Source organism: Acidovorax sp. SDU_ACID1, assembly GCF_045291395.1.
Lineage (GTDB): Bacteria > Pseudomonadota > Gammaproteobacteria > Burkholderiales > Burkholderiaceae_C > MR-S7.
The window spans coordinates 348626-366805 of the sequence record NZ_CP152342.1; the positions used below are offsets into that span (position 1 = coordinate 348626).

Here is an 18180-nt window from a genome sequence, read left to right on the forward strand (position 1 = left end):
CACGCGGCACAAGCGGAGTTGTTCGTGGGGGCGATTCTACGGGGGCGGGGCCGGCGGACTCACCGCCGCTTGTGTTTCGCAGCGGCGGTCCGATGTCCTGCCGGGACGGCTTCGCGGGATGCGTGCGCAAGCTGTTCCCGCCGTTCGACCAGGAAATCCATCAGCGCCCGGATCTTGGCCGGCATCTGTGCCCGCGACGGAACGTAGAGGTAGAAGCCCGGAAAGGGCCGGCACCAGGGCGCCAGCACGCGTACCAATCGCCCGTCCGCCAGGTGTTGGCGAACGCAGATGTCCAGGTACTTGATCAGCCCCACGCCCTGCACCGCCGCGTTCAGCAGGTTCTCGTCGTCGTTGAACACGGCGTTGCCCCTGGGCTCGAACAACACCGTTCGTCCGTCGGCATCGGGCGATGTGAACGACCAGCGGTCGATGGTGCCGCTGGAGGTGAAGCGGTAGGCCAGGCAGTTGTGCCGCATCAGGTCGGCCGGCTCCTCGGGCACACCGTGCCGCGCGAAGTACTCCGGCGATCCGACGATGGCCATTTCGATGGGAGGCGTGACCGGCACGGCCACCATGTGATCATGAAGGCTTTCGCCCAGCCGGATGCCGGCGTCCATGCCATCGGCCACGATGTTCGAGAAGCCGTCGTTCATCACCAGCTCCAGCCGCAGCTTCGGGTAGCGCGCCAGGAACGCGCCCATATGCGGCTCGATCAGCAGCCGGGCGGCGATGCGCGAGGCGTTCATGCGGATCAGGCCCGACGGCTCCTCATGGGCCTCCCCCAGTTCCATCACCGCCCGCTCGATGGCCGTCAGCGCGGGCTGCAGCACGTCCAGCAGGCGCTGCCCTTCCTCGGTCAGCGACATGTCCCGCGTCGTGCGGTGGAGCAGCCGCACGTTCAGCTGCTGCTCCAGGCCCTTCAGGTGCTGCGACAGCGCCGCCCGGGTGACCTCCATCTCCGCCGCTGCCCTGGTGAAGCTGCGGTGGCGGGCAATGTGGGCGAACCACGTCAAGGAGGAAACGAGAGAGGGTTCGAGCGGCATTTGTTTAGTTTATCTAACCACTCATGTCTTTCAAAGGATGTTTATCAAATCCAATCCCATCCCTAGCATGGAGTCCTGTCCACGCCACATCGCCGCGTGTGCCTACCCCAACCACCGCTGGAGAAACCCATGCCCAACGTCACGTTCAAGAACCTCAACGGCCAAGGCGTCACCCTGGCCGCCGTCATCCACTTCCCCGCCGGCTTCGATGAGCGCAAGAAGTACGCAGCAGTCGTCGTCTCGCATCCCGGCGGCGGCGTGAAGGAGCAGACCGCTGGCCTGTACGCCCGCAAGCTGGCCGAGCACGGCCTCGTCACCATCGCCTACGACGCCTCGTACCAGGGCGAAAGCACCGGCCTGCCGCGCCAGCTGGAAAACCCCCACATCCGTACCGAGGACGTCAGCGCCGTGATCGACTACCTGACCACGCTGCCCTGCGTGGACCCGGACCGGATCGGTGCCATGGGCATCTGCGCGGGTGCGGGCTACAGCGCCAACGCGGCCATCAACGACCGCCGCATCAAGGCGCTGGGCATGGTGAGCGCCGTGAACATCGGCCAGATGTTCCGCAACGGCTGGGACAACAACGTCAAGGACGCCGACGCCGTGGGCTACATCGACTTCGGCTCCAACGCCCGCACCGCCGACGCCAACAAGAGCGAACTGGCCACGCTGCCGCTCGCCCCGATGAAGGAAGAAGACGCCCCCAACGCTGAGCTGCGCGAAGCCTGGGAGTACTACCACACGCCGCGGTGCGAGCACCCTAACGCCCCTGGCTTCATGACGGCGCGCAGCCTCACGCAGATCATCACCTACGACGCCTACCACAAGGCAGAAGCCTTCCTGACCCAGCCCATCCTGGCCGTGGCGGGCAGCGTGGCGGGCAGCAAGTGGATGAGCGACGACCTGCTGGCGCGCGCCGCGAGCCAGGACAAGACGCTGCACGTGGTCGAGGGCGCCAACCACATGTCGCTGTACGACGTGCCCCAGTACGTCGATGAAGCCGTGTCCCAGCTTGCGCCGTTCTTCAACGCCAAGCTGTAAAACTATCAAATCAATAGCTGCCAGCGCTTGCCACATAAGCGCTGGAGGCCAAAAACACTGAAATACTCCATCATGAGCAACATCACCCTCCAGACCGTCAGCTACCCCAACCTGGGCTGGCAAACCGCCGCCGACATCTACCTGCCGCCCGGCTTCGACGCAGGCCAGAAGTACCCCGCCATCGTCAGCACCCACCCCATCGGCAGTTGCAAGGAGCAGACCGCGGGCAACATCTACGCCCAGGGCCTGGCCGAGCAGGGCTTCGTGGTGCTGGTGCATGACGCGAGCTTCCAGGGCGCCAGCGGCGGCACGCCGCGCTTCATCGAGGATCCGGCCATCCGCGTGTCCGACATCCGCTTCGCCGTGGACTATCTGCAGTCGCTGCCTTACGTGGACGCCGAGCGCATCGGCGCCATCGGCGTGTGCGGCGGCGGCGCGTACACCGTGCATGCGGGTATCACCGACCACCGGCTGAAGGCGCTGGTGTCCATCACTGGCGTGAACTACGGCCGCCTGATCCGCGAGGGCTTCGCCCAGTTCAAGCCGCGCATGCTGGCGAAGAACATCGCCAGCATGCGCACCGCCCAGGCGCAAGGGGCAAAGCGCGATGCAGCCAACCTGCTGCCCGAGTCCGTTGATGCGGCCCAGCAAGCCGGCATCACCGACATCGACGTGCTCGAAGCCACCGAGTACTACAAGACCGCGCGTGGCCAGAAGCCCCATGGCGCGACCAGCCAGCTCATGTCCTTCAGCGGCGCGGCGATGGGCTGGGACGCCTTCACCAACGCGGAAGTGCTGCTCACGCAGCCGCTGATGGTGGTGATCGGCGACAAGCCCGGCGGCTTCGGCGCCTACCGCGACGGCTGGGAGATCTACAGCCGCGCCGCGTCGGAGCACAAGCACATCGTCGTGGCCGAAGGCTGGTCGCACTACGACCTGTACGACCAGCCCGAGCCGGTGGCCATCGCTATGGCCCAGGTGGTGCCGTTCTTCAAGGAGCATCTGTGATGCGCAACGTCCTCATCCTGGGCGCCAGCGGCCAGATCGCGCAATGGGTCGTAAAGGCGCTGGCCGACGCCCCGGACGTGCGCCAGACCCTGCTGCTGCGCGACCCCAAGAAGCTCACGGGCCACGAGCCCGCGAATGCCCAGGTCGTCATCGGCAACGTGCTGGACAAGAAGCTGCTGAAAGCCGCCGTGACCGGCCAGGACATCGTCTACGCCAACCTGATCGGCGAAGACTTGGACAAGCAGGCCCAGGCCGTCATCGCCGCCATGCAGGCCGCGGGCGTCAAGCGTCTGGTCTTCGTGCTGTCGCTGGGCATCTACGACGAGATTCCCGGCAAGTTCGGCGAGTGGAACCAGGCCATCATCGGCGAAGACCTCAAGCCCTACCGCCGCGCCGCCGATGCCGTCGAAGCCTCGGGGCTGGACTACACCATCGTGCGCCCGGCCTGGCTGATGGACGAGGATGAGGTGGACTACGAAACCACCGCCAAGGGTGAACCCTTCAAGGGCACCGTGGTCTCGCGCAAGAGCGTGGGCGACCTGATCGCCAAGGTCATCGCCAACCCCGCGCTGCATGTGGGCGCCAACCTGGGCGTCAACAAGCCCCACACTGATGGCGACAAGCCGTACTTCATGTAGACACAGCCCATGCCCGTGACTATCCGCTCCGAGCTTCCTGCCGACATCCCCGCCATCCACGCCCTGACCGAGGCCGCGTTCCGCACCGCCCCGCACACGTCGCACACCGAGCAGTTCATCGTGAACGCCCTGCGCCAGGCAGGTGCCCTGCACCTCTCGCTGGTAGCACAGGACGCGGGCGCGGTGGTCGGCCACGTGGGCGTGTCTCCGGTGGCGCTATCCGACGGCGCGCCGCGCTGGTACGGCTTGGCGCCCCTGTCCGTCGCGCCCGATCGGCAGCGCCAGGGCATGGGCGCCTTGCTGGTCATGGAGGCGCTGCGCCAGTTGAAGGACGGCGGCGCCGCTGGTTGCGTGTTGCTGGGCGATCCGGCCTACTACGCCCGTTTCGGCTTTCGGCCCGTGCCGGGACTGGTGCTGGAGGGGGTACCGCCAGAATATTTCCAGGCCCTCGCGTTCTCCGCCGCCGCCGTGCCGCAGGGCAGCGTCAGCTTCCACGCGGCCTTCAATGCGACGCGCTGAGCCGCGGCCGCGCTTAGAACGTGTTCAAGGTCTCTGTCGATATGAGAAGCTCGCAGGGTGAGAAAGAGCTACCCGAGCGACATCAGTCGCGAACAATTCGAGATCATCAAGCCGTTGCTGGAGAGCGCACGCAAGAAGACAGCGCCGCGCAAGATAGACCTGTACGAGGTGTTCTGCGCGGTGCTGTACCTGCTGCGCACGGGCTGCCAGTGGAGAGCGCTGCCCAGTGACTACCCGAAATGGCGCACGGTGCATTCGTACTGGGCCATCTGGAGCGAGCCGCGCGAGGGTGGCAGCCTGCTGGAGCAGGCTTTAAAAAAATCAGGTTGGCGCGGCCCGCGAGAAACTGGGTCGCAACGCCTGCAGCGCGTTCTTGATCGTGGACGCGCAGAGCGTGAAGAACGCGGATCCGGCGGCATTGAGGGGCTATGACGCGGGCAAGAAGGTCTCGGGGATCAAGCGCCACATCGCGGTGGATACGCAAGGGCTGCCCCATGCGGTGGCGGTGACCACGGCCGAGGTGACGGACCGCAAAGGGGCATCGGGGGCGCTCAAGCGCTGCAAGCCCACCTTGGGCCGGGTGCAAAGCTTGCTGTGCGATAGCGGCTATGTCGGCCAGCCGTTCTCGCAGGGTGTTAGGGGCATCCTGGGCGAGCACGTGACGGTACAGATTGCCAAGCGCAGCGAGTTGCACACCTTCAAGGTCATGCCCAAGCGCTGGATTGTCGAGCGCAGCTTTGCGTGGTTGGAGAAGAACCGCAGGCTATGGAAGAACTGCGAGCGCTGGCTCAACACCAGTTTGCAGTTCGTCCATCTGGCCTTCCTGGGCCTCTTGCTCAGAAGACTTTGAACACGTTCTTAGAGCCTGTTCATGATCTTTTCATTGTGCCCGTTGCCCCGCAAAGGCAGGGGCGGCAAGGCGCAAACCGCAGCCGGGCTGGTGGCCCTGCGAGGATTTGCAACGCCGCAGACGCTGCCTTTGCGGGGCAACCCTTCGGGCAAGGCAGCAGGCAGCCGCACTCGTCGTTGCGCACCTTGTCCAGGCCACCAGCATGGCCTGCAGTGCGCGCCTAGATTGCGACTGCCTGCTGCCTTGCGGGCACCATGAAAAGATCATGAACAGGCTCTTGCAGGCGCTCGCCCAACTGCTCCTGCCAATCGATGCGAGATGTATGTAGCAGCAGTTCGGCGCTGCGCGTCTGGCGCGTGCGCCGCAGCGCGTGCACCACATGGTCGCAGGCGCGCGATACCGCGTCGGGCAGCGCCAGGCCCTGCAGCCAGTGGCCGGTGAGCGCTGCGCAGAACAGGTCGCCGGTGCCTTTGGGCGCGGCGTCGATGCGCGGGTGCGTGATGGCCTGCGCCTGCGTGGCGGTGACCAGCACCACACGCATGGCGTCCGGCGGCCAGGTGGCCGGCGCGGCGCTGGTCACCGCCACCCATTGCGTGCGGCCGGTGAGCAGCGTGCGCGCGGCGGCCACCACGCCGTCCATGTCGTCCACGGGCATGCCGGTGAGCTGCGCCAGCTCGAAGCCGTTGGGCGTGAGGCCGCTGGCCAGCGGCAGCAGGTGCGTGCGGCAGGCTTCGGCCATGCCGGGGGCGACGTAGACACCGGTGTCGTGGTCGCCCAGCACCGGGTCGAGCACGATGCGCAGCCCGGCGCGTTCGGCCAGCAGGGTGCGGGCCCAGCCGGCCAGCACGGCAGCCTGCGCCGGCTCGCCCAGGTAGCCCACCACCAGCGCGCGCAGCGCATGCAGCGCGCCGCGCGCCGACAGGTCGCGCAGGTAGCCGCCGAACCAGTCGAGCGGCACCGCGCCGCCGTGCAGCGTGGGGTAGTGCGGCGTGTTGCTGAGCAGCACCGTGGGCACGGCGGCCACCGCGAGGCCCAGCGCCTCCAGCGTGGGCACGGCGGCGTTGTTGCCCACACGACCATAGACCACCTGGGACTGCACCGACACCACGTCCAGCTGCAGGGGTTCCAGGCCGGTCATGGCTGCTCTCCCGGGGTGGCGGCCTGCGGCCAGTAGTGGCTGTCGGGCAACGCCCGCGCGCCGAAGATCGCCTGGCCCACGCGCACGACAGTGGCGCCTTCCTCGATGGCGATCTCGAAGTCGCCGGACATGCCCATGGAGAGCTCCTCCAAAGCGATGCCCGCGGGCGCCTCCTGGCGCAGCCGGTCGCGCAGCGTGCGCAGCCGCACGAAGCACTCGCGCACGCGCCCGGCCTCGCTGGAGAACAGCGCCAGCGTCATCAGCCCGCGCACGCGCAGCGCCGGGAAGGCGGGCAGGGCGCGCAGGAAGGCCGCCACTTCCCCCGGTGGCAGGCCGTACTTGCTGGCCTCGCCCGAGGTGTTGACCTGCACGAACACATCGAGCGCGCGGCCCTCGGCCTGCAGGCGGCGCTCCAGCGCCTCGGCCACGCGCAGGCTGTCCAGCGCCTGGAACTCGCTGGCGAAGCGCGCCACCAGCTTGGCCTTGTTGGTCTGCAGGTGGCCGATGACCGACCAGCGCAGATCGGGCAGATCCTGCGTGGCGAGCCATTTGCCGTGGGCCTCCTGCGGCTTGTTCTCGCCCAGCAGGCGGCAGCCCGCCGCGTGGGCCAGGCGCACGCTGGCCTCGGGCTGGGTCTTGCTCACGGGCAGCAGGCGCACGCCGGCCGGATCGCGCCCGGCGCGCTGGCAGGCGGCGGCGATGCGCGCCTGCACGGTGGCCAAGTGGCGCTCAAAGTCCTGCAGCGTGGCGGCCTGCGGGTAGCGGCCGTGCTGGTCGTGGCGGGTGGTTGTCATGACACGGCTCCTTTGCGTGACATCGTGGGCTGCGGCAGGCGGCCATGCAGCACCGCGTGGGCCACCAGCCCGACCACCAGCCCCCAGAACGCGCCGCCGATGCCCAGCAGCGTGATGTTGGCGGCGGCGGCCAGGAAGGTGATCAGCGCCGACTCGCGCGCCTTCGCGTCGGCCAGGGCCGTGGCCAGGCTGGTGCCGATGGTGCCCAGCAGCGCCAGCCCCGCCAGCGTGGTGATGAAGGTGGCCGGCAGCGCCATGAACACCGCCGCCAGCGTGACGCCGAACACGCCCACGAGGATGTAGCACACGCCCGCCGCGATGCCGGCGATCCAGCGCTTGGACGGGTCCTCGTGCGCCTCGCGCCCGGTGCAGATGGCGGCGGTGATGGCCGCGAGGTTGAAGGCGTGCGCGCCGAACGGCGCCATCAGCAGCGAGCCCAGCCCGGTCACGGCGACGATGGGGCTGGCGCTGGTGGCGTAGCCGTCGCCGCGCAGCACCAGCATGCCGGGCATGTACTGGCCGCTGAGCGTGATGAGGAACAGCGGCAGCGCCACGCTGAGCAGTGCGTTGAGCGAGAAAGCGGGCAGCGTGAACACCGGCGCCGCGAACTGCAGGCGCAGGCCCGACAGATCCACCCGCCCCTGCGCCAGCAGAAAACCCAGGCCCAGCAGCAGGATGCCCACCACCGCCCAGCGTGCCGCCACGCGGCGCAGCAGCACGTAGGCCAGCACCAGCAGCCCGGCCAGCAGCGGGTCGATGCCCATGCCGCCGAAGGCCCGGATGCCGAACTGCAGCAGGATGCCCGCCAGCAGCCCGGCCGCCACGCCGGGCGGAATCCAGCGGATCACGCGGTCGAACCAGCCCGACAGGCCCAGCGCCACGAAGGCCGCGGCCGACAGCAGGTAGGCGCCCACGGCCTCGGCATAGGGCGTGGTGGCCAGCGCCGTGACGAGGAACGCCGCCGCTGGCGTGGACCAGGCAGTGATGACCGGCGCGCGCGTCATCCAGCTCAGCAGCACGCCCGTGACCCCCACGCCGATGGAGATCGACCACACCCACGAGGCCGTCAGCGCCGGACTCAGTCCCGCCACCTTGGCGGCCTGGAACACCAGGATGAATGTGCCGCCGTAGTTGACGATGACCGAGACCAGTCCGGCCACGATGGGGTGGATCAGATCGCGCGGGCGCAAAGGAGAGGGGTGTGCTTGCTGCATATAGGCCGTGGGGTAAACCAGTGGAAGCTGCTTTTGTATTCCTAAAATGGCCTGAAGCAACCATCCACTTTTTTAAGGAAGACCCAGCCAATTGTTCAAGCATGCCCAACTCGAATCCGTGAAAGCCTGGCTGGGCGACCCCGCCCATGGCGCGCTGCCGCTGCATGTGCGCGTGCAGCGCGCGCTGCGGCAGTTGATCCTGGAGGGTGCGCTGGGCGGCGGCCAGCCCCTGCCCGCCTCGCGCGCGCTGGCGCAGTCGCTGGGCGTGTCGCGCGACACGGTGGAGGCGGCCTACGGCCAACTGCATGCCGAAGGCTTCATCGGGCGGCGCGTGGGCAGCGGCAGCTTCGTCTCGCCGCGCGCGCAACGCTTGGGCGCGCAGGCCCGGCGGCCCGCTACGCCAGCGGGCGCGCCGCGCCTGAGCCAGCGCGGCGAGGCGCTGTACCAGGGCGGCGGCGTGCGCGACTTCCTCGCGCCGCGCCCGTTCGCGCCCGGCCTGCCCGACACGCGCGCTTTCCCCCTCGCCACCTGGGAGCGCCTGCAGCGCCAGGTGCTCAAGGAGCACGGCGCGCGCGCCCTGCTGCACAGTCCGCCGCAGGGCATGGAGCCGCTGCGCCGCGCCATCGCCGACTACGTGAACCTGGAGCGCGGCGCGCGCGCCACGCCCGAGCGCGTGCTGGTGCTTACCAGCTCCCAGCAGGCGCTGGCTCTGTGCGCCACGGTGCTGCTCGATGCGGGCGAGCGCATCTGCGTGGAAGACCCGCTCTACCTCGGCGCGCGCCGGGCCTTCGAGGCGGCAGGCCTGGCCTGCGTGCCCGTGCCAGTGGACGGGGGCGGCATGCAGGTGCGGCGCCTGGAGGAGGAACGGGCCGCGCGCGCCGTGTTCCTCACCCCCTCGCACCAGTACCCCACCGGCGCCACGCTGGCGCTGGAGCGGCGCCTGGCCGTGGTGGACTGGGCGCACCGCCACCAGGCCTGGATCATCGAGGACGACTACGACAGCGAATTCCACTACGCCGGCAAGCCCACGGCCTGCGTGCAGGGGCTGGACGCGCACGAGCGCACGCTCTACATCGGCACCTTCAGCAAGTCGTTGTTCCCTGGCCTGCGCATCGGCTACCTGGTGCTGCCGCCGCAGCTCGTGGCGCCCATGGCGGTGGCGCGCACGCTGCTGGACGGGCACAGCGCGCCCATCGCGCAGCTCACGCTGGCGCGCTTCATCGAGGGCGGGCACTTCGGCGCCCACGTGCGCGCCATGCGCGGCCTGTACGCCGCGCGGCGCGACGCGCTGGCGCGGCTGGTGCAGGAACACCTGGCCGCCTGGGTGCAGCCGCGCGTGCCCGCGGGCGGCATGCAGATGCCCTGCGTCTTCACCCGCGACATGCCCGAGCGCGCCGCCGTCGATGCCGCGCGCCGCGCGGGCATCGACCTGCAGGGACTGTCGGCCCTGTACGCCGCCGCGCCGGCCGAGGCCGGGTTCCTCATGGGCTTCGCGGCCTATGCGCCGCAGGAGCTGGAGGCGGGCGTGAAGGCGCTGGCCGGGGTGCTGCGGCGTATGAGGATTTGAGTGAAAAGTGCCTCTAGCGCTTATGCAGCAAGCGCAAGAAGCTATGAATAAGAGAGCGTTGGCGGATCAGGGCGTGGCCGTCGCCGCCAGCGGCAGCCCGCCGTCTCCATAGGTCCGCAGCACCTGCGAGATCACCACCTGGTAGCCGTCGAGCCATTCGGCCTGCCGGGCCTTGGCCTGCAGATGCGTGGGGTGCCGCATCAGGGCCTGCAGCGCCTCCAGGCTGTCCCAGTAGTAGACGTTGGAGATCAGGCGGTCGTTTTCCCACGCCTCCTCGCCCAGGTAGCCGGGAATCTGCTTGGCGGCTTCGGCGATCGCCTGGTCCAGGCGGTGGAAGTCGTCGTCGTACTGCTTCTTGGCGAAGGTGAAGGTCGATGTGTACATCTCACAGCCCCTGCACCGCGATGTTCGGATTGAGCAGCTGCAGCGCCTGCACGAAGCCCTGCCGGTCGCGGGGCGACACCAGCACCTGGCGCATGCGCCCGGTGGCGCGGCAGTGGTGGATGCGCAGCCGGTCCAGCGACAGCGCGGGCGAGGAGAGCCAGCTGCGCGAGGCCTCGATGCGCCGGATGTCCTGCACCGGGATGCGCCAGCGCATCGGGCCGCTGCGGATCAGCAGCTCGCCGTCTTCGATGCGGTAGCCGGTGGACGCCACGATCCACAGCGGCAGACCGGCGCCCAGCGCCAGCGTGGCGGCCAGCACCGCCACCGCGGACGGCGCGGCCGCGCGCGGCCACGCGGCGCCCACGGCGACGAGCACCGCCACCACGCTGCCCAGCAGCAGAACGGCGAGCCAGGCATCGACCTTGGAGGCGAAGGCGGCGGCGGGTGCATTCATGGCATTCCTTCGGTGTTTCGGGCCTCCAGCGCTTGTGCACCAAGCGCTGGAAGCTATTGAAAAAGGAGCTGCATTCTAGGGCGCATGCCAGCCGCGCAATTGCTCCAGCGGTGCGGGCCGGCCGAACCAGTAGCCCTGCGCGCCGGGGCAGCCCATGGCGCGCAGGCGCTCGGCCTCGGCCGTGGTCTCCACGCCCTCGGCCACCACGGTCACGCCGAAGCCGTGGGCCATGTGGAGCACGGCCGCGACGATGGCCTCGTCCTGCGCGGACGCGAGCAGCTTGCGCACGAAGCTCTGGTCGATCTTGATGCAGTCGAACGCCAGCCGGCTCAGGTAGGCCAGCGACGAGTAGCCGGTGCCGAAGTCGTCGATGGCGATGCGCACGCCCAGGGCGTGGATGGCCGCGATGCGCTCGCGCATGGCCACGTCGCTGTCGATCAGCACCGACTCGGTCAGCTCCAGCGTGAGTTGGTGCGGCGGCAGGCGGCTGGCCGACAGTACCTCGCGCAACGTGGCGGGGAAGTCCGACTGGATGAGCTGGCGCGCCGAGACGTTGACGTGCAGGTCGAACCCCGGCGGCAGTGCGTCGAGCTGCCGCGCGATGTCGTGCGTGGCGCGGTGCAGCACCCAGTCGCCCAGTGCGAGGATCAGGTCGGACTCTTCCGCTGTGGGGATGAACAGCCCCGGCGGCACCATGCCGCGCGTGGGGCTGTGCCAGCGCAGCAGCGCCTCGGCGCCCACCATGCGCCCGCTGGCCAGGTCGACCACGGGCTGGTAGTGCACCAGGAACTCGTCCTTCTCCAGCGCCTGGCGCAGCTCGTTCGACAGGCGCGCGCGCTCGAAGGCGTGCTCGGCCAGCGCGGGCGAGAACGCCACCGACTGGTTGCGCCCGCGCCGCTTGGCCTCGCCCAGCGCCATGCTGGCGTTGCGCAGCCATTCGGGCAGGTCGTCGCTCGCGAGCAGCCCCTGCACGGTGCCGACCGAGGCGCGCACGAGGATCTCGTCGGCCCCCACGGAGAACGGCGCGGCGAACAGCGCCTGCAGTGCCTCGCCCATCTCTGGGGCCGAAAGCTGGCCCGCGTCGTCGAAGTGCAGCACCGCGAACTCGTCGCCGCCCAGTCGGGCCAGCAGCGCGGGCTCGGGCAACTGCTGGCGCAGGCGCTCCGACACGGCCTGCAGCAGCCGGTCGCCCGTGCCGTGGCCCACGCTGTCGTTGAGCGCACGGAAGTCGTCCAGCCCGACCAGGGAGAGCACGGCCGGGCGTGGCTGGGCCCACTGGCTGCGTTCGAGCAGGCCGCGCCGCGTGAGCGAGTGGGTGAGGCTGTCGTAGAGCAGCAGCTCGCGCATCTGCTGGAACGACTGCTGCAGGCGCTCGGCCATGTCGTTGAAGGCGCGCACCAGGATGGAGGTTTCGAGCAGCGCACTGCCACGGTCTGGCGCGGCAGCCTGCCATTCGCCGTGCGCCAGGCGGTTGGCCGCCTCGGCTGTGCGCAGGATGGGGCGCACCGCCTGGCGCACCGCCCACAGGCCCAGCAGCAGGCCGAAGGCGGCGATGGCCAGGCTCCACAGCAGCATGTGGCGGCTTTGCGCGCGCGTCTCGCCCAGCAGCGCGGATTCGGGCAGCACCGCCACGATGCGCCAGTCGAGCCCGCGTGCGTCCTGGTAGGGCGTGACGCGGCCGAAATAGCGCTCGTCCCCGTCCCCGAAGCTGAAACCCGCGCCCTTGTCTTCCACCTGCGGCAGCAGCCCGGCCGCCTTGCGCAGCACGGGGCTGGCACTGTCGCCGATGCGCAGGCGCGTGCGCTGCGCCTGGGGCGTGCCGGGCTGCGCCGGGGCCAGCACCGGGCCGGGCTCGGAATGCGCCACCAGGTAGCCCTGCGCGTCCACCACCAGCACCTGGGCCTGGCCGCGCAGCGCCTCCTCGCGCAGGAAGCGGCTCATGCTGTCGAGCCGCACGTCGGCATCCATCACGCCGATCAGCCGGCCGCCCGCGTATACCGGACTGGCAGCCGAGATGGTGATGTCCCCGCGCTCGCCTGCTGTGGTGTAGATGGGCGACCACAGTGCCTGGCCCGCGCGGGCCACGGGCGCATACCAGGGACGTTCGCGCGGGTCGTAGCCGGGGTAGGAGGCCACCACGGCGCCGGGCACGGGCTGCCGGTAGATATGCATCAGCCCTTCGCCATGGTTCTCCTTGAGGATCAGGCGGTAGCTGCCATCGGGCTCGCGCCGGATGCCGGCGAACTCGCCCTGCTGGCTGCCGAAGCTCAGCAGGCTGATCTGCGCGTGCCGGGCATACACCTCGGAGAACACGCCGTGCAGGTAGGTGTAGACGCCCTCCAGGCGCCCCGGCGCGTACAGGCCCTGGCGGCCGATGGTGTCGCCGATGCCGCGCTGGATCTCGAACGGCACCTCCAGGTACTCGGCCAGCCGGCTGCGCGACGTGGCGGTGATGGCCGCGAGCAGCCGCTCGCTCTCCTGGTCAATGAGCCGCTGCACCTGGCGGTGCTGCATGAACGCCTGCAGCACCACGGTGGCGGCGAACAGCAGAGCGAAAGGGACGGTAATGGCTGTGCGCAGCGAGAGCTGGGGCGGACGCATGAAGGTGCCGCGAAGCGGTGGCGTGGCGGAGGCCGCGCACCGTGCGGATTGTGAGTAATTGTGTATTGTTTGGGCTATCCCGCGCAAGCTACCGGCTCGCTGCCATGCGCGCGCCCAGCGCCACGAGCGCCGCGCCCATCAGCGCATCGGCCGGGCGGCGGATGCGCGCATAGGCGCGGCGCACCGCGCCCACCGAGAAGAACGCCGCCAGCAGGCACAGCCACGTGCCGGTGACGCACACCACCACCGCGACCACCGCCGCGTACACCCATGCTGGCGCGCCCACGGGCAGCAGGGTCACGAACAGGGTGGCGAAGAAGGTCGCGGTCTTGGGATTGGTGATGCCCACGATGAAGCCCCGCCGCCAGGCCTGCCCGTCGCCGACGCGGGGCGCCTGCGCGATGTCCTGCGTGTCCGCGCCGCCGCGCAGCGCGGCCATCAGCATGCGCGCGCCCAGGTAGACCAGGTAGGCGGCACCGGCCAGGCGGATGCCCTCGTAGAGCCAGAAGAACTGCTGCACCAGCAGCCCGAAGCCGAACACCGCCAGGCTTGCCCACACGGCCACGGCGCAGGTGATGCCCAGGCCGGTGAAGACGCCCGAGCGGCGCCCGCCCAGCGCCTGCGAGGTGACGGCCACGAAGTCCGGCCCCGGGCTGGCGCAGGCGAGCAGGACGATGCCGGAGAGGGTGAGAAGTTGGGGGAGGTAGTCCATGGCGGAATAAGGAATGCGATGGGTGCAAGGGTAATGCACCGGCCGGCCGGCCGGCGAGGCCCGTGTAGCGCGCTGCATACGCAGGCACAATGTCCGGCCATCCATGAAGCACCAAGGACACCCTTTGGCAACTGCGTGACCGCCGCGCTGCTGCCGACCTGAAGCCATGCGCAAATGTTCCGTCGACGTCTACGCGCAACTGCGCAAGCGCATTGTCCTGGGCGAATTTCCCTCGGGCTCCCAGCTCAAGGAGATTCCGCTGGCGCAGGAGCTGGGCGTCAGCCGCTCGCCGCTGCGGGCGGCGTTCAAGCGCCTGGCGGACGACGGGCTGGTGGTGATCGAACCCAACCGCGGGGTGTTCGTCGCGGGCTGGACGCAGGACGACGACGACGAAGTGTTCGACCTGCGCATCCTGATCGAGGCCCATGCGGCGGAACTCGCCGCCCGGCGCAGGCAGCCCGAGCACGTGGAACAACTGCATGCGCTCAACGCCGCCATGGAGGCCCTGATCCACGAGCGGCCCAAGGATTTCCTGGCGCGCATGGAAACCACCAACCGCCAGTTCCACACCGTGGTCGCGCAGGCCGCCGCGTCGCCGCGCCTGACGTCCTTCATGCGCGGCCTGTTCGCCGCGCAGCGGGTGACCGGGTTCTTCTATGCGTCGGACGCCCAGATCCACCAGAGCCTGGCGGACCACCGTGACCTGGCGCGCGCGATCGAGCGCGGCGACGGGCGCCTGGCCTATGCGCTGTGGGCATCGCACATCCAGCACGCATGGGACCGCCTGAAGGCGCAGCGGCAGCAGCCGAAGGCCCTCGCCTGATCCGCGCTCAACCGGCGCCGGAGCTTTCGAGCTGCCGCAGGAAGCCGGCGCGCTCCTGCGCCCCGGCGAGCATGAAGGAAATGTCGGCCCCCGAAACGATGAAGCGCATGCCCATCGAGAGGAAACCCGCCAGCGTCTGCGGGTCGTAGACGCCGCCCAGGCCCGAGAACTTGCCGTGCCGGCGGGCCGCGTCGGCCACTTTCTGCACGGCGTCGCGGAACGCCGGCTGCGTGTACTGGCCGGGAATGCCCATCTCCAGCGACAGGTCGTTGCCGCCCACGAGCAGCACGTCCACGCCGTCGACGGCGGCGATCTCGTCGATATGGGCCACGGCCTCGGGCGTCTCGATGAGCAGGACGAGCAGGTTGGCGGCGTCCATCTGCCGCGTGGCCTCGCCCACCGGGGGCGCCTTGAAGTCGAAATGCGGCAGGGTGCCGATCACGCCGCGGTGCCCCGCCGGGGGTAGCGCAGCGCAGCGGCGATGTGCCGCGCCTGTGCGGCGGTTTCGACGCGCGGCATGATGACCCCCAGGGCGCCGTTGTCCATGGCGCGCGCGGCCAGGCGCACGTCCATGATCGGCACGCGCACGATCGGCGCGATGCCGCACTTCTGCGCCGTGTAGGCGATCTGCGCCACGGTGTCCAGCGGCATCGTGCCGTGCTCCAGATCGAGAAAGATCCAGTCGAAGCCGCAGGCCGCCATCGCGCCCACGGTTTCCACCGTGCGCGCCTGGCGCAGCAGCACGCCGAGGGCGAGGCGGTTGGCGCGCATCTGCTCCAGCGCGCTGTTCCTGAGTACGGTCGCCATGCTCAATTCACCTTCATGCCGATCTCCCGGATGATCGGGAGCAGCTTGTCGTAGTCGCGTTTCTGGGCCTGGGTCATCCGCTCCGGCGTGCCGCCGAGGACGATGCCGCCGTCCGCCTCGATCTTTCCGCGCACGGACGGGTCGTCGAGGGCCTTGTTGAACGCGGCGTTCAACAACTGCACCACGGCGTCGGGCGTGGCCGCGGGCGCCGCCACGCCCCACCAGATGTTGACGGCGTCGAACGACGCCAGCCCCGCCTCGTTCACCGTCGGCACGTCGGGCAGCGCGCCCACGCGCTGCCTGGACGTCACCGCCACCGCGCGCACCGAGCCGGACTTCACATGGCTTTCCAGCGTCTGCGTGCTGCCCACGTAGAGCTGGATGTGGCCGCCCATCAGATCGGGCAGGGCCTGGGCCGCCCCCTTGTACGGCACGGTCAGGAACTGCACGCCGCCGGCCTTCTGCGCCAGCTCCACCAGCATGCGCGTGCTGGTGCTGGGGAACGCGAAGCTGAGCGTCTTCGGCTCCTTGCGGGCGGCTTCCACCGCGTCGCGGAAGCTCTTGAAGCGGGAATCCTTGGCGACGACGAACACCGCGGGCGACTCCGCCAGCAGGGCGATGGCGCGGAAATCCTTGAAGGGATCGAAAGGCAACTTGTCGAACAGCGCCGCGTTGAGCGACAGGTTGTCGAGCTGGCCGAAGAGCAGGGTGTAGCCGTCCGCGGGCGCCTTGGCCACCGCATCGAGCCCGATGTTGCCCTCGGCGCCCGCCCGGTTCTCCACCACGATGTTCCAGCCGTTGGCATCGGCCACCTGCTTCGAGACCATGCGGGCGAGCTTGTCGGTCCCGCCGCCCGGCGGATACGGGACGACCAGCTTGATGGGGCGCTCCGGGTAGGGCGCCGCCATGCCGGCGAATGCACTCAGGCCCATGCCCAGGGCCACGGCCAGATGAATCAATCTGCGAGGGAGGGGAAATGCGCGCATCGATGTCTCCTTGGTATGTGTTGATGGGGGTGAGCCGGGGCGCCCTCGCTCAAGGGGCGGCGGGGGTGTCCAGCCAGTCCAGCGCCTGCTCGAGGGTGGGCTGCTCCTGCGGCAGCGGGCGGCGTTCCCGTTGGGCGGCCGTGGCGGCGAAACGCTCGCGCACCCCCGGCAGCACGCGCGAGGGCAAGCCCAGCAGCGCGAGCTGCTGCGCCGCCTGCTCGACCTCGTGGGCGCGCCGCGCCGCATGCACGACGTGCGTGCGCACGACCATGTCGACGAAGTCGCGCAGCGGCGTGCTGTCGATGTCGGCAAGCACCTCGTACAACTGCTCCCTCACCCCTTGCCTCTGCGCGGCCACCAGCACTTCGACGCCGAGCGCCTCGAGCCCCTTGGTGAACACGCTGCGCAGCAGCTTCAGGGCGATCGCGTCGCCCGCCTCTCCCTGCACGACACGCACCGCGCCCTGCAGGGGCGCCAGCAAGGCGGCCAGCCGGTCCGCGCCGTCGCCGGACACCAGCAGCGGCGTGCGCGCATGGGTCAGCGAGATGCCGCCCATGATGGCCACGTCGGCATATTGGATGAGGCGTTCGTGGGCGGCCGCTGCCGCCTCGCGTTTGTGGGCCGGATCGGCGGTCGTGAAATCCGCGATGAGCGCGCCCGCCTGGAGGATTTGCGAGCATTGTATTGATATTGTTCTTGATTCAAGGCCCGTGGAGCAGACAAGAACCGCATGCGCCTCGCGCAGCCACGGGCCGACTGCGGAGTGGGGCGCAATACCCATCCGCTGCGCCAGTGCGGCCGCAGCCTCGGAAATCTTTCTCTCCACCAGGATCAGCTCCATGCCCTGGGCATGCAGCGCCTGCGCAAAGCACCGGCCAACCTCGCCCAAGCCAATCAACGCTACTTTCATGAATTACCTCATCTGTGAGTGCATCATAAATACAATATTTAAACAATTTATCGGGGTAAACCCCTTTTGTTTGAAGATGCGTTTCTGGCTCGGTACACGCTGGCCCCTCGCGTGGGCCAGAAAGCCCCCAAGGGGCGCGCGGCCAGGGAAGTCGGGCAGTCTTGCGTCTTCCTACCTTGAACAACAGGAGCACGGCCATGGCCCCCAAGAACACCATCTGCCTCTGGTACGACGGCACCGCCCTGGATGCCGCGCAGTTCTATGCACAGACCTTTCCCGACAGCGCGGTACATGCCGTGCACAAGGCGCCGGGCGATTACCCGGCAGGCAAGCAGGGCGACGTGCTGACCGTGGAATTCACGGTGATGGGCATCCCATGCCTCGGTCTGAACGGTGGCGCGGCGTTCCGGCACAACGAGGCGTTCTCGTTCCAGGTGGCGACCGACGACCAGGCCGAGACGGACCGCCTGTGGAACGCGATCGTCGGCAACGGCGGCCAGGAAAGCGCATGCGGCTGGTGCAAGGACCGCTGGGGCGTGTCGTGGCAGATCACGCCGCGCGCGCTGACCGACGCGATCGCCGATCCCGACCCGGCGGCGGCGCAGCGCGCTTTCGCGGCCATGATGGAGATGGGCAAGATCGACATCGCGGCCATCGAGGCGGCACGGCGCGGCTGAGCTGGCGGTGA

At 69.3% G+C, this 18180-nt stretch carries 20 protein-coding genes; 8 read left to right on the forward strand and 12 right to left on the reverse strand.

Annotation, left to right across the window (positions count from 1 at the left end; all coding sequences use genetic code 11):
- Window positions 1-59 precede the first annotated feature (59 nt).
- Entirely contained in the window at window positions 60-1013 is a 954-nt protein-coding gene (locus AAG689_RS01645; protein WP_406624488.1) for a LysR family transcriptional regulator, read from the reverse strand.
- Window positions 1014-1172: 159 nt separating this feature from the next.
- Between AAG689_RS01645 and AAG689_RS01650 the strand changes: the two genes are divergently transcribed.
- The 5 genes from AAG689_RS01650 to AAG689_RS01670 all read left to right on the forward strand — a co-directional run bounded on the left by AAG689_RS01650 (window position 1173) and on the right by AAG689_RS01670 (window position 5102).
- Window positions 1173-2087, forward strand: a complete 915-nt coding sequence (locus AAG689_RS01650) for an alpha/beta hydrolase (protein WP_406624489.1) — start codon at window positions 1173-1175, stop codon at window positions 2085-2087.
- Between the two features lie 72 nt (window positions 2088-2159).
- Window positions 2160-3095 carry an alpha/beta hydrolase gene (locus AAG689_RS01655; protein WP_406624490.1) on the forward strand — a complete coding sequence of 312 codons (936 nt, stop codon included), beginning with the start codon at window positions 2160-2162 and terminating at the stop codon, window positions 3093-3095.
- Window positions 3095-3733 (forward strand): SDR family oxidoreductase, encoded by a 639-nt coding sequence (locus AAG689_RS01660; protein ID WP_406624491.1) that lies wholly within the window; start codon window positions 3095-3097, stop codon window positions 3731-3733. The genes AAG689_RS01655 and AAG689_RS01660 overlap by 1 nt, the downstream gene beginning before the upstream one ends.
- A 9-nt stretch (window positions 3734-3742) precedes the next feature.
- Window positions 3743-4252: a GNAT family N-acetyltransferase gene (locus AAG689_RS01665; RefSeq protein ID WP_406624492.1), complete on the forward strand. Its 510-nt coding sequence runs from the start codon at window positions 3743-3745 to the stop codon at window positions 4250-4252.
- 57 nt (window positions 4253-4309) lie between these two features.
- A protein-coding gene (locus AAG689_RS01670) for an IS5 family transposase (RefSeq protein WP_406624493.1) occupies window positions 4310-5102 on the forward strand; the annotation gives its coding sequence in 2 pieces (ribosomal slippage) (window positions 4310-4569 and window positions 4568-5102; 795 coding nt in all).
- Between the two features lie 220 nt (window positions 5103-5322).
- On the opposite strand, the gene pdxK is transcribed toward AAG689_RS01670, so the two are convergent.
- Genes pdxK through AAG689_RS01685 form a run of 3 tightly spaced genes read right to left on the reverse strand, consistent with a single transcriptional unit; the run spans window position 5323 to window position 8248 of the window.
- Complete coding sequence (gene pdxK, locus AAG689_RS01675) at window positions 5323-6240, reverse strand: pyridoxine/pyridoxal/pyridoxamine kinase (RefSeq protein WP_406624494.1); 918 nt, start codon at window positions 6238-6240, stop codon at window positions 5323-5325.
- Window positions 6237-7034, reverse strand: a complete 798-nt coding sequence (locus tag AAG689_RS01680) for a YggS family pyridoxal phosphate-dependent enzyme (RefSeq protein ID WP_406624495.1) — start codon at window positions 7032-7034, stop codon at window positions 6237-6239. Before AAG689_RS01680 ends, pdxK begins: the two co-directional genes overlap by 4 nt.
- Entirely contained in the window at window positions 7031-8248 is a 1218-nt protein-coding gene (locus tag AAG689_RS01685) for a benzoate/H(+) symporter BenE family transporter (protein WP_406624496.1), read from the reverse strand. Before AAG689_RS01685 ends, AAG689_RS01680 begins: the two co-directional genes overlap by 4 nt.
- 91 nt (window positions 8249-8339) lie before the next feature.
- Between AAG689_RS01685 and AAG689_RS01690 the strand changes: the two genes are divergently transcribed.
- The gene (locus tag AAG689_RS01690) at window positions 8340-9815 is read left to right on the forward strand and encodes a PLP-dependent aminotransferase family protein (RefSeq protein WP_406624497.1); all 1476 of its coding nucleotides are present in this window, start codon (window positions 8340-8342) and stop codon (window positions 9813-9815) included.
- Window positions 9816-9881: 66 nt separating this feature from the next.
- Here the strand turns inward: AAG689_RS01690 and AAG689_RS01695 are convergent, their stop codons facing one another.
- The 4 genes from AAG689_RS01695 to AAG689_RS01710 all read right to left on the reverse strand — a co-directional run bounded on the left by AAG689_RS01695 (window position 9882) and on the right by AAG689_RS01710 (window position 13966).
- Window positions 9882-10199, reverse strand: a complete 318-nt coding sequence (locus AAG689_RS01695; RefSeq protein ID WP_406624498.1) for an antibiotic biosynthesis monooxygenase family protein — start codon at window positions 10197-10199, stop codon at window positions 9882-9884.
- Window position 10200: 1 nt separating this feature from the next.
- Window positions 10201-10653, reverse strand: a complete 453-nt coding sequence (locus AAG689_RS01700; RefSeq protein ID WP_020230677.1) for a PH domain-containing protein — start codon at window positions 10651-10653, stop codon at window positions 10201-10203.
- Between the two features lie 75 nt (window positions 10654-10728).
- Window positions 10729-13254 carry an EAL domain-containing protein gene (locus AAG689_RS01705; protein WP_406624499.1) on the reverse strand — a complete coding sequence of 842 codons (2526 nt, stop codon included), beginning with the start codon at window positions 13252-13254 and terminating at the stop codon, window positions 10729-10731.
- 88 nt (window positions 13255-13342) lie between these two features.
- Window positions 13343-13966, reverse strand: a complete 624-nt coding sequence (locus AAG689_RS01710; RefSeq protein ID WP_406624500.1) for a LysE family translocator — start codon at window positions 13964-13966, stop codon at window positions 13343-13345.
- A gap of 166 nt (window positions 13967-14132) precedes the next feature.
- On the opposite strand from AAG689_RS01710, the gene AAG689_RS01715 reads away from it, so the two are divergent.
- Window positions 14133-14789 (forward strand): GntR family transcriptional regulator, encoded by a 657-nt coding sequence (locus tag AAG689_RS01715; protein ID WP_020230674.1) that lies wholly within the window; start codon window positions 14133-14135, stop codon window positions 14787-14789.
- 7 nt (window positions 14790-14796) lie between these two features.
- On the opposite strand, the gene AAG689_RS01720 is transcribed toward AAG689_RS01715, so the two are convergent.
- The 4 genes from AAG689_RS01720 to AAG689_RS01735 are packed head-to-tail and all read right to left on the reverse strand — an operon-like array spanning window position 14797 to window position 17492.
- Window positions 14797-15231 carry an aldolase/citrate lyase family protein gene (locus AAG689_RS01720; RefSeq protein WP_406624501.1) on the reverse strand — a complete coding sequence of 145 codons (435 nt, stop codon included), beginning with the start codon at window positions 15229-15231 and terminating at the stop codon, window positions 14797-14799.
- A complete protein-coding gene (locus tag AAG689_RS01725) occupies window positions 15228-15596 on the reverse strand; it encodes an aldolase/citrate lyase family protein (RefSeq protein ID WP_406624502.1) in 369 nt (122 codons plus the stop codon). The genes AAG689_RS01720 and AAG689_RS01725 overlap by 4 nt, the downstream gene beginning before the upstream one ends.
- 2 nt (window positions 15597-15598) lie before the next feature.
- Complete coding sequence (locus AAG689_RS01730; RefSeq protein WP_024001707.1) at window positions 15599-16582, reverse strand: tripartite tricarboxylate transporter substrate binding protein; 984 nt, start codon at window positions 16580-16582, stop codon at window positions 15599-15601.
- 49 nt (window positions 16583-16631) lie between these two features.
- Window positions 16632-17492, reverse strand: coding sequence for an NAD(P)-binding domain-containing protein (locus AAG689_RS01735; protein ID WP_406624503.1), 861 nt, complete (start codon window positions 17490-17492; stop codon window positions 16632-16634).
- A gap of 197 nt (window positions 17493-17689) precedes the next feature.
- Here AAG689_RS01735 and AAG689_RS01740 point away from each other — a divergent pair, with 197 nt between their 5' ends.
- A complete protein-coding gene (locus AAG689_RS01740) occupies window positions 17690-18169 on the forward strand; it encodes a VOC family protein (RefSeq protein WP_020230670.1) in 480 nt (159 codons plus the stop codon).
- Window positions 18170-18180: the final 11 nt, after the last annotated feature.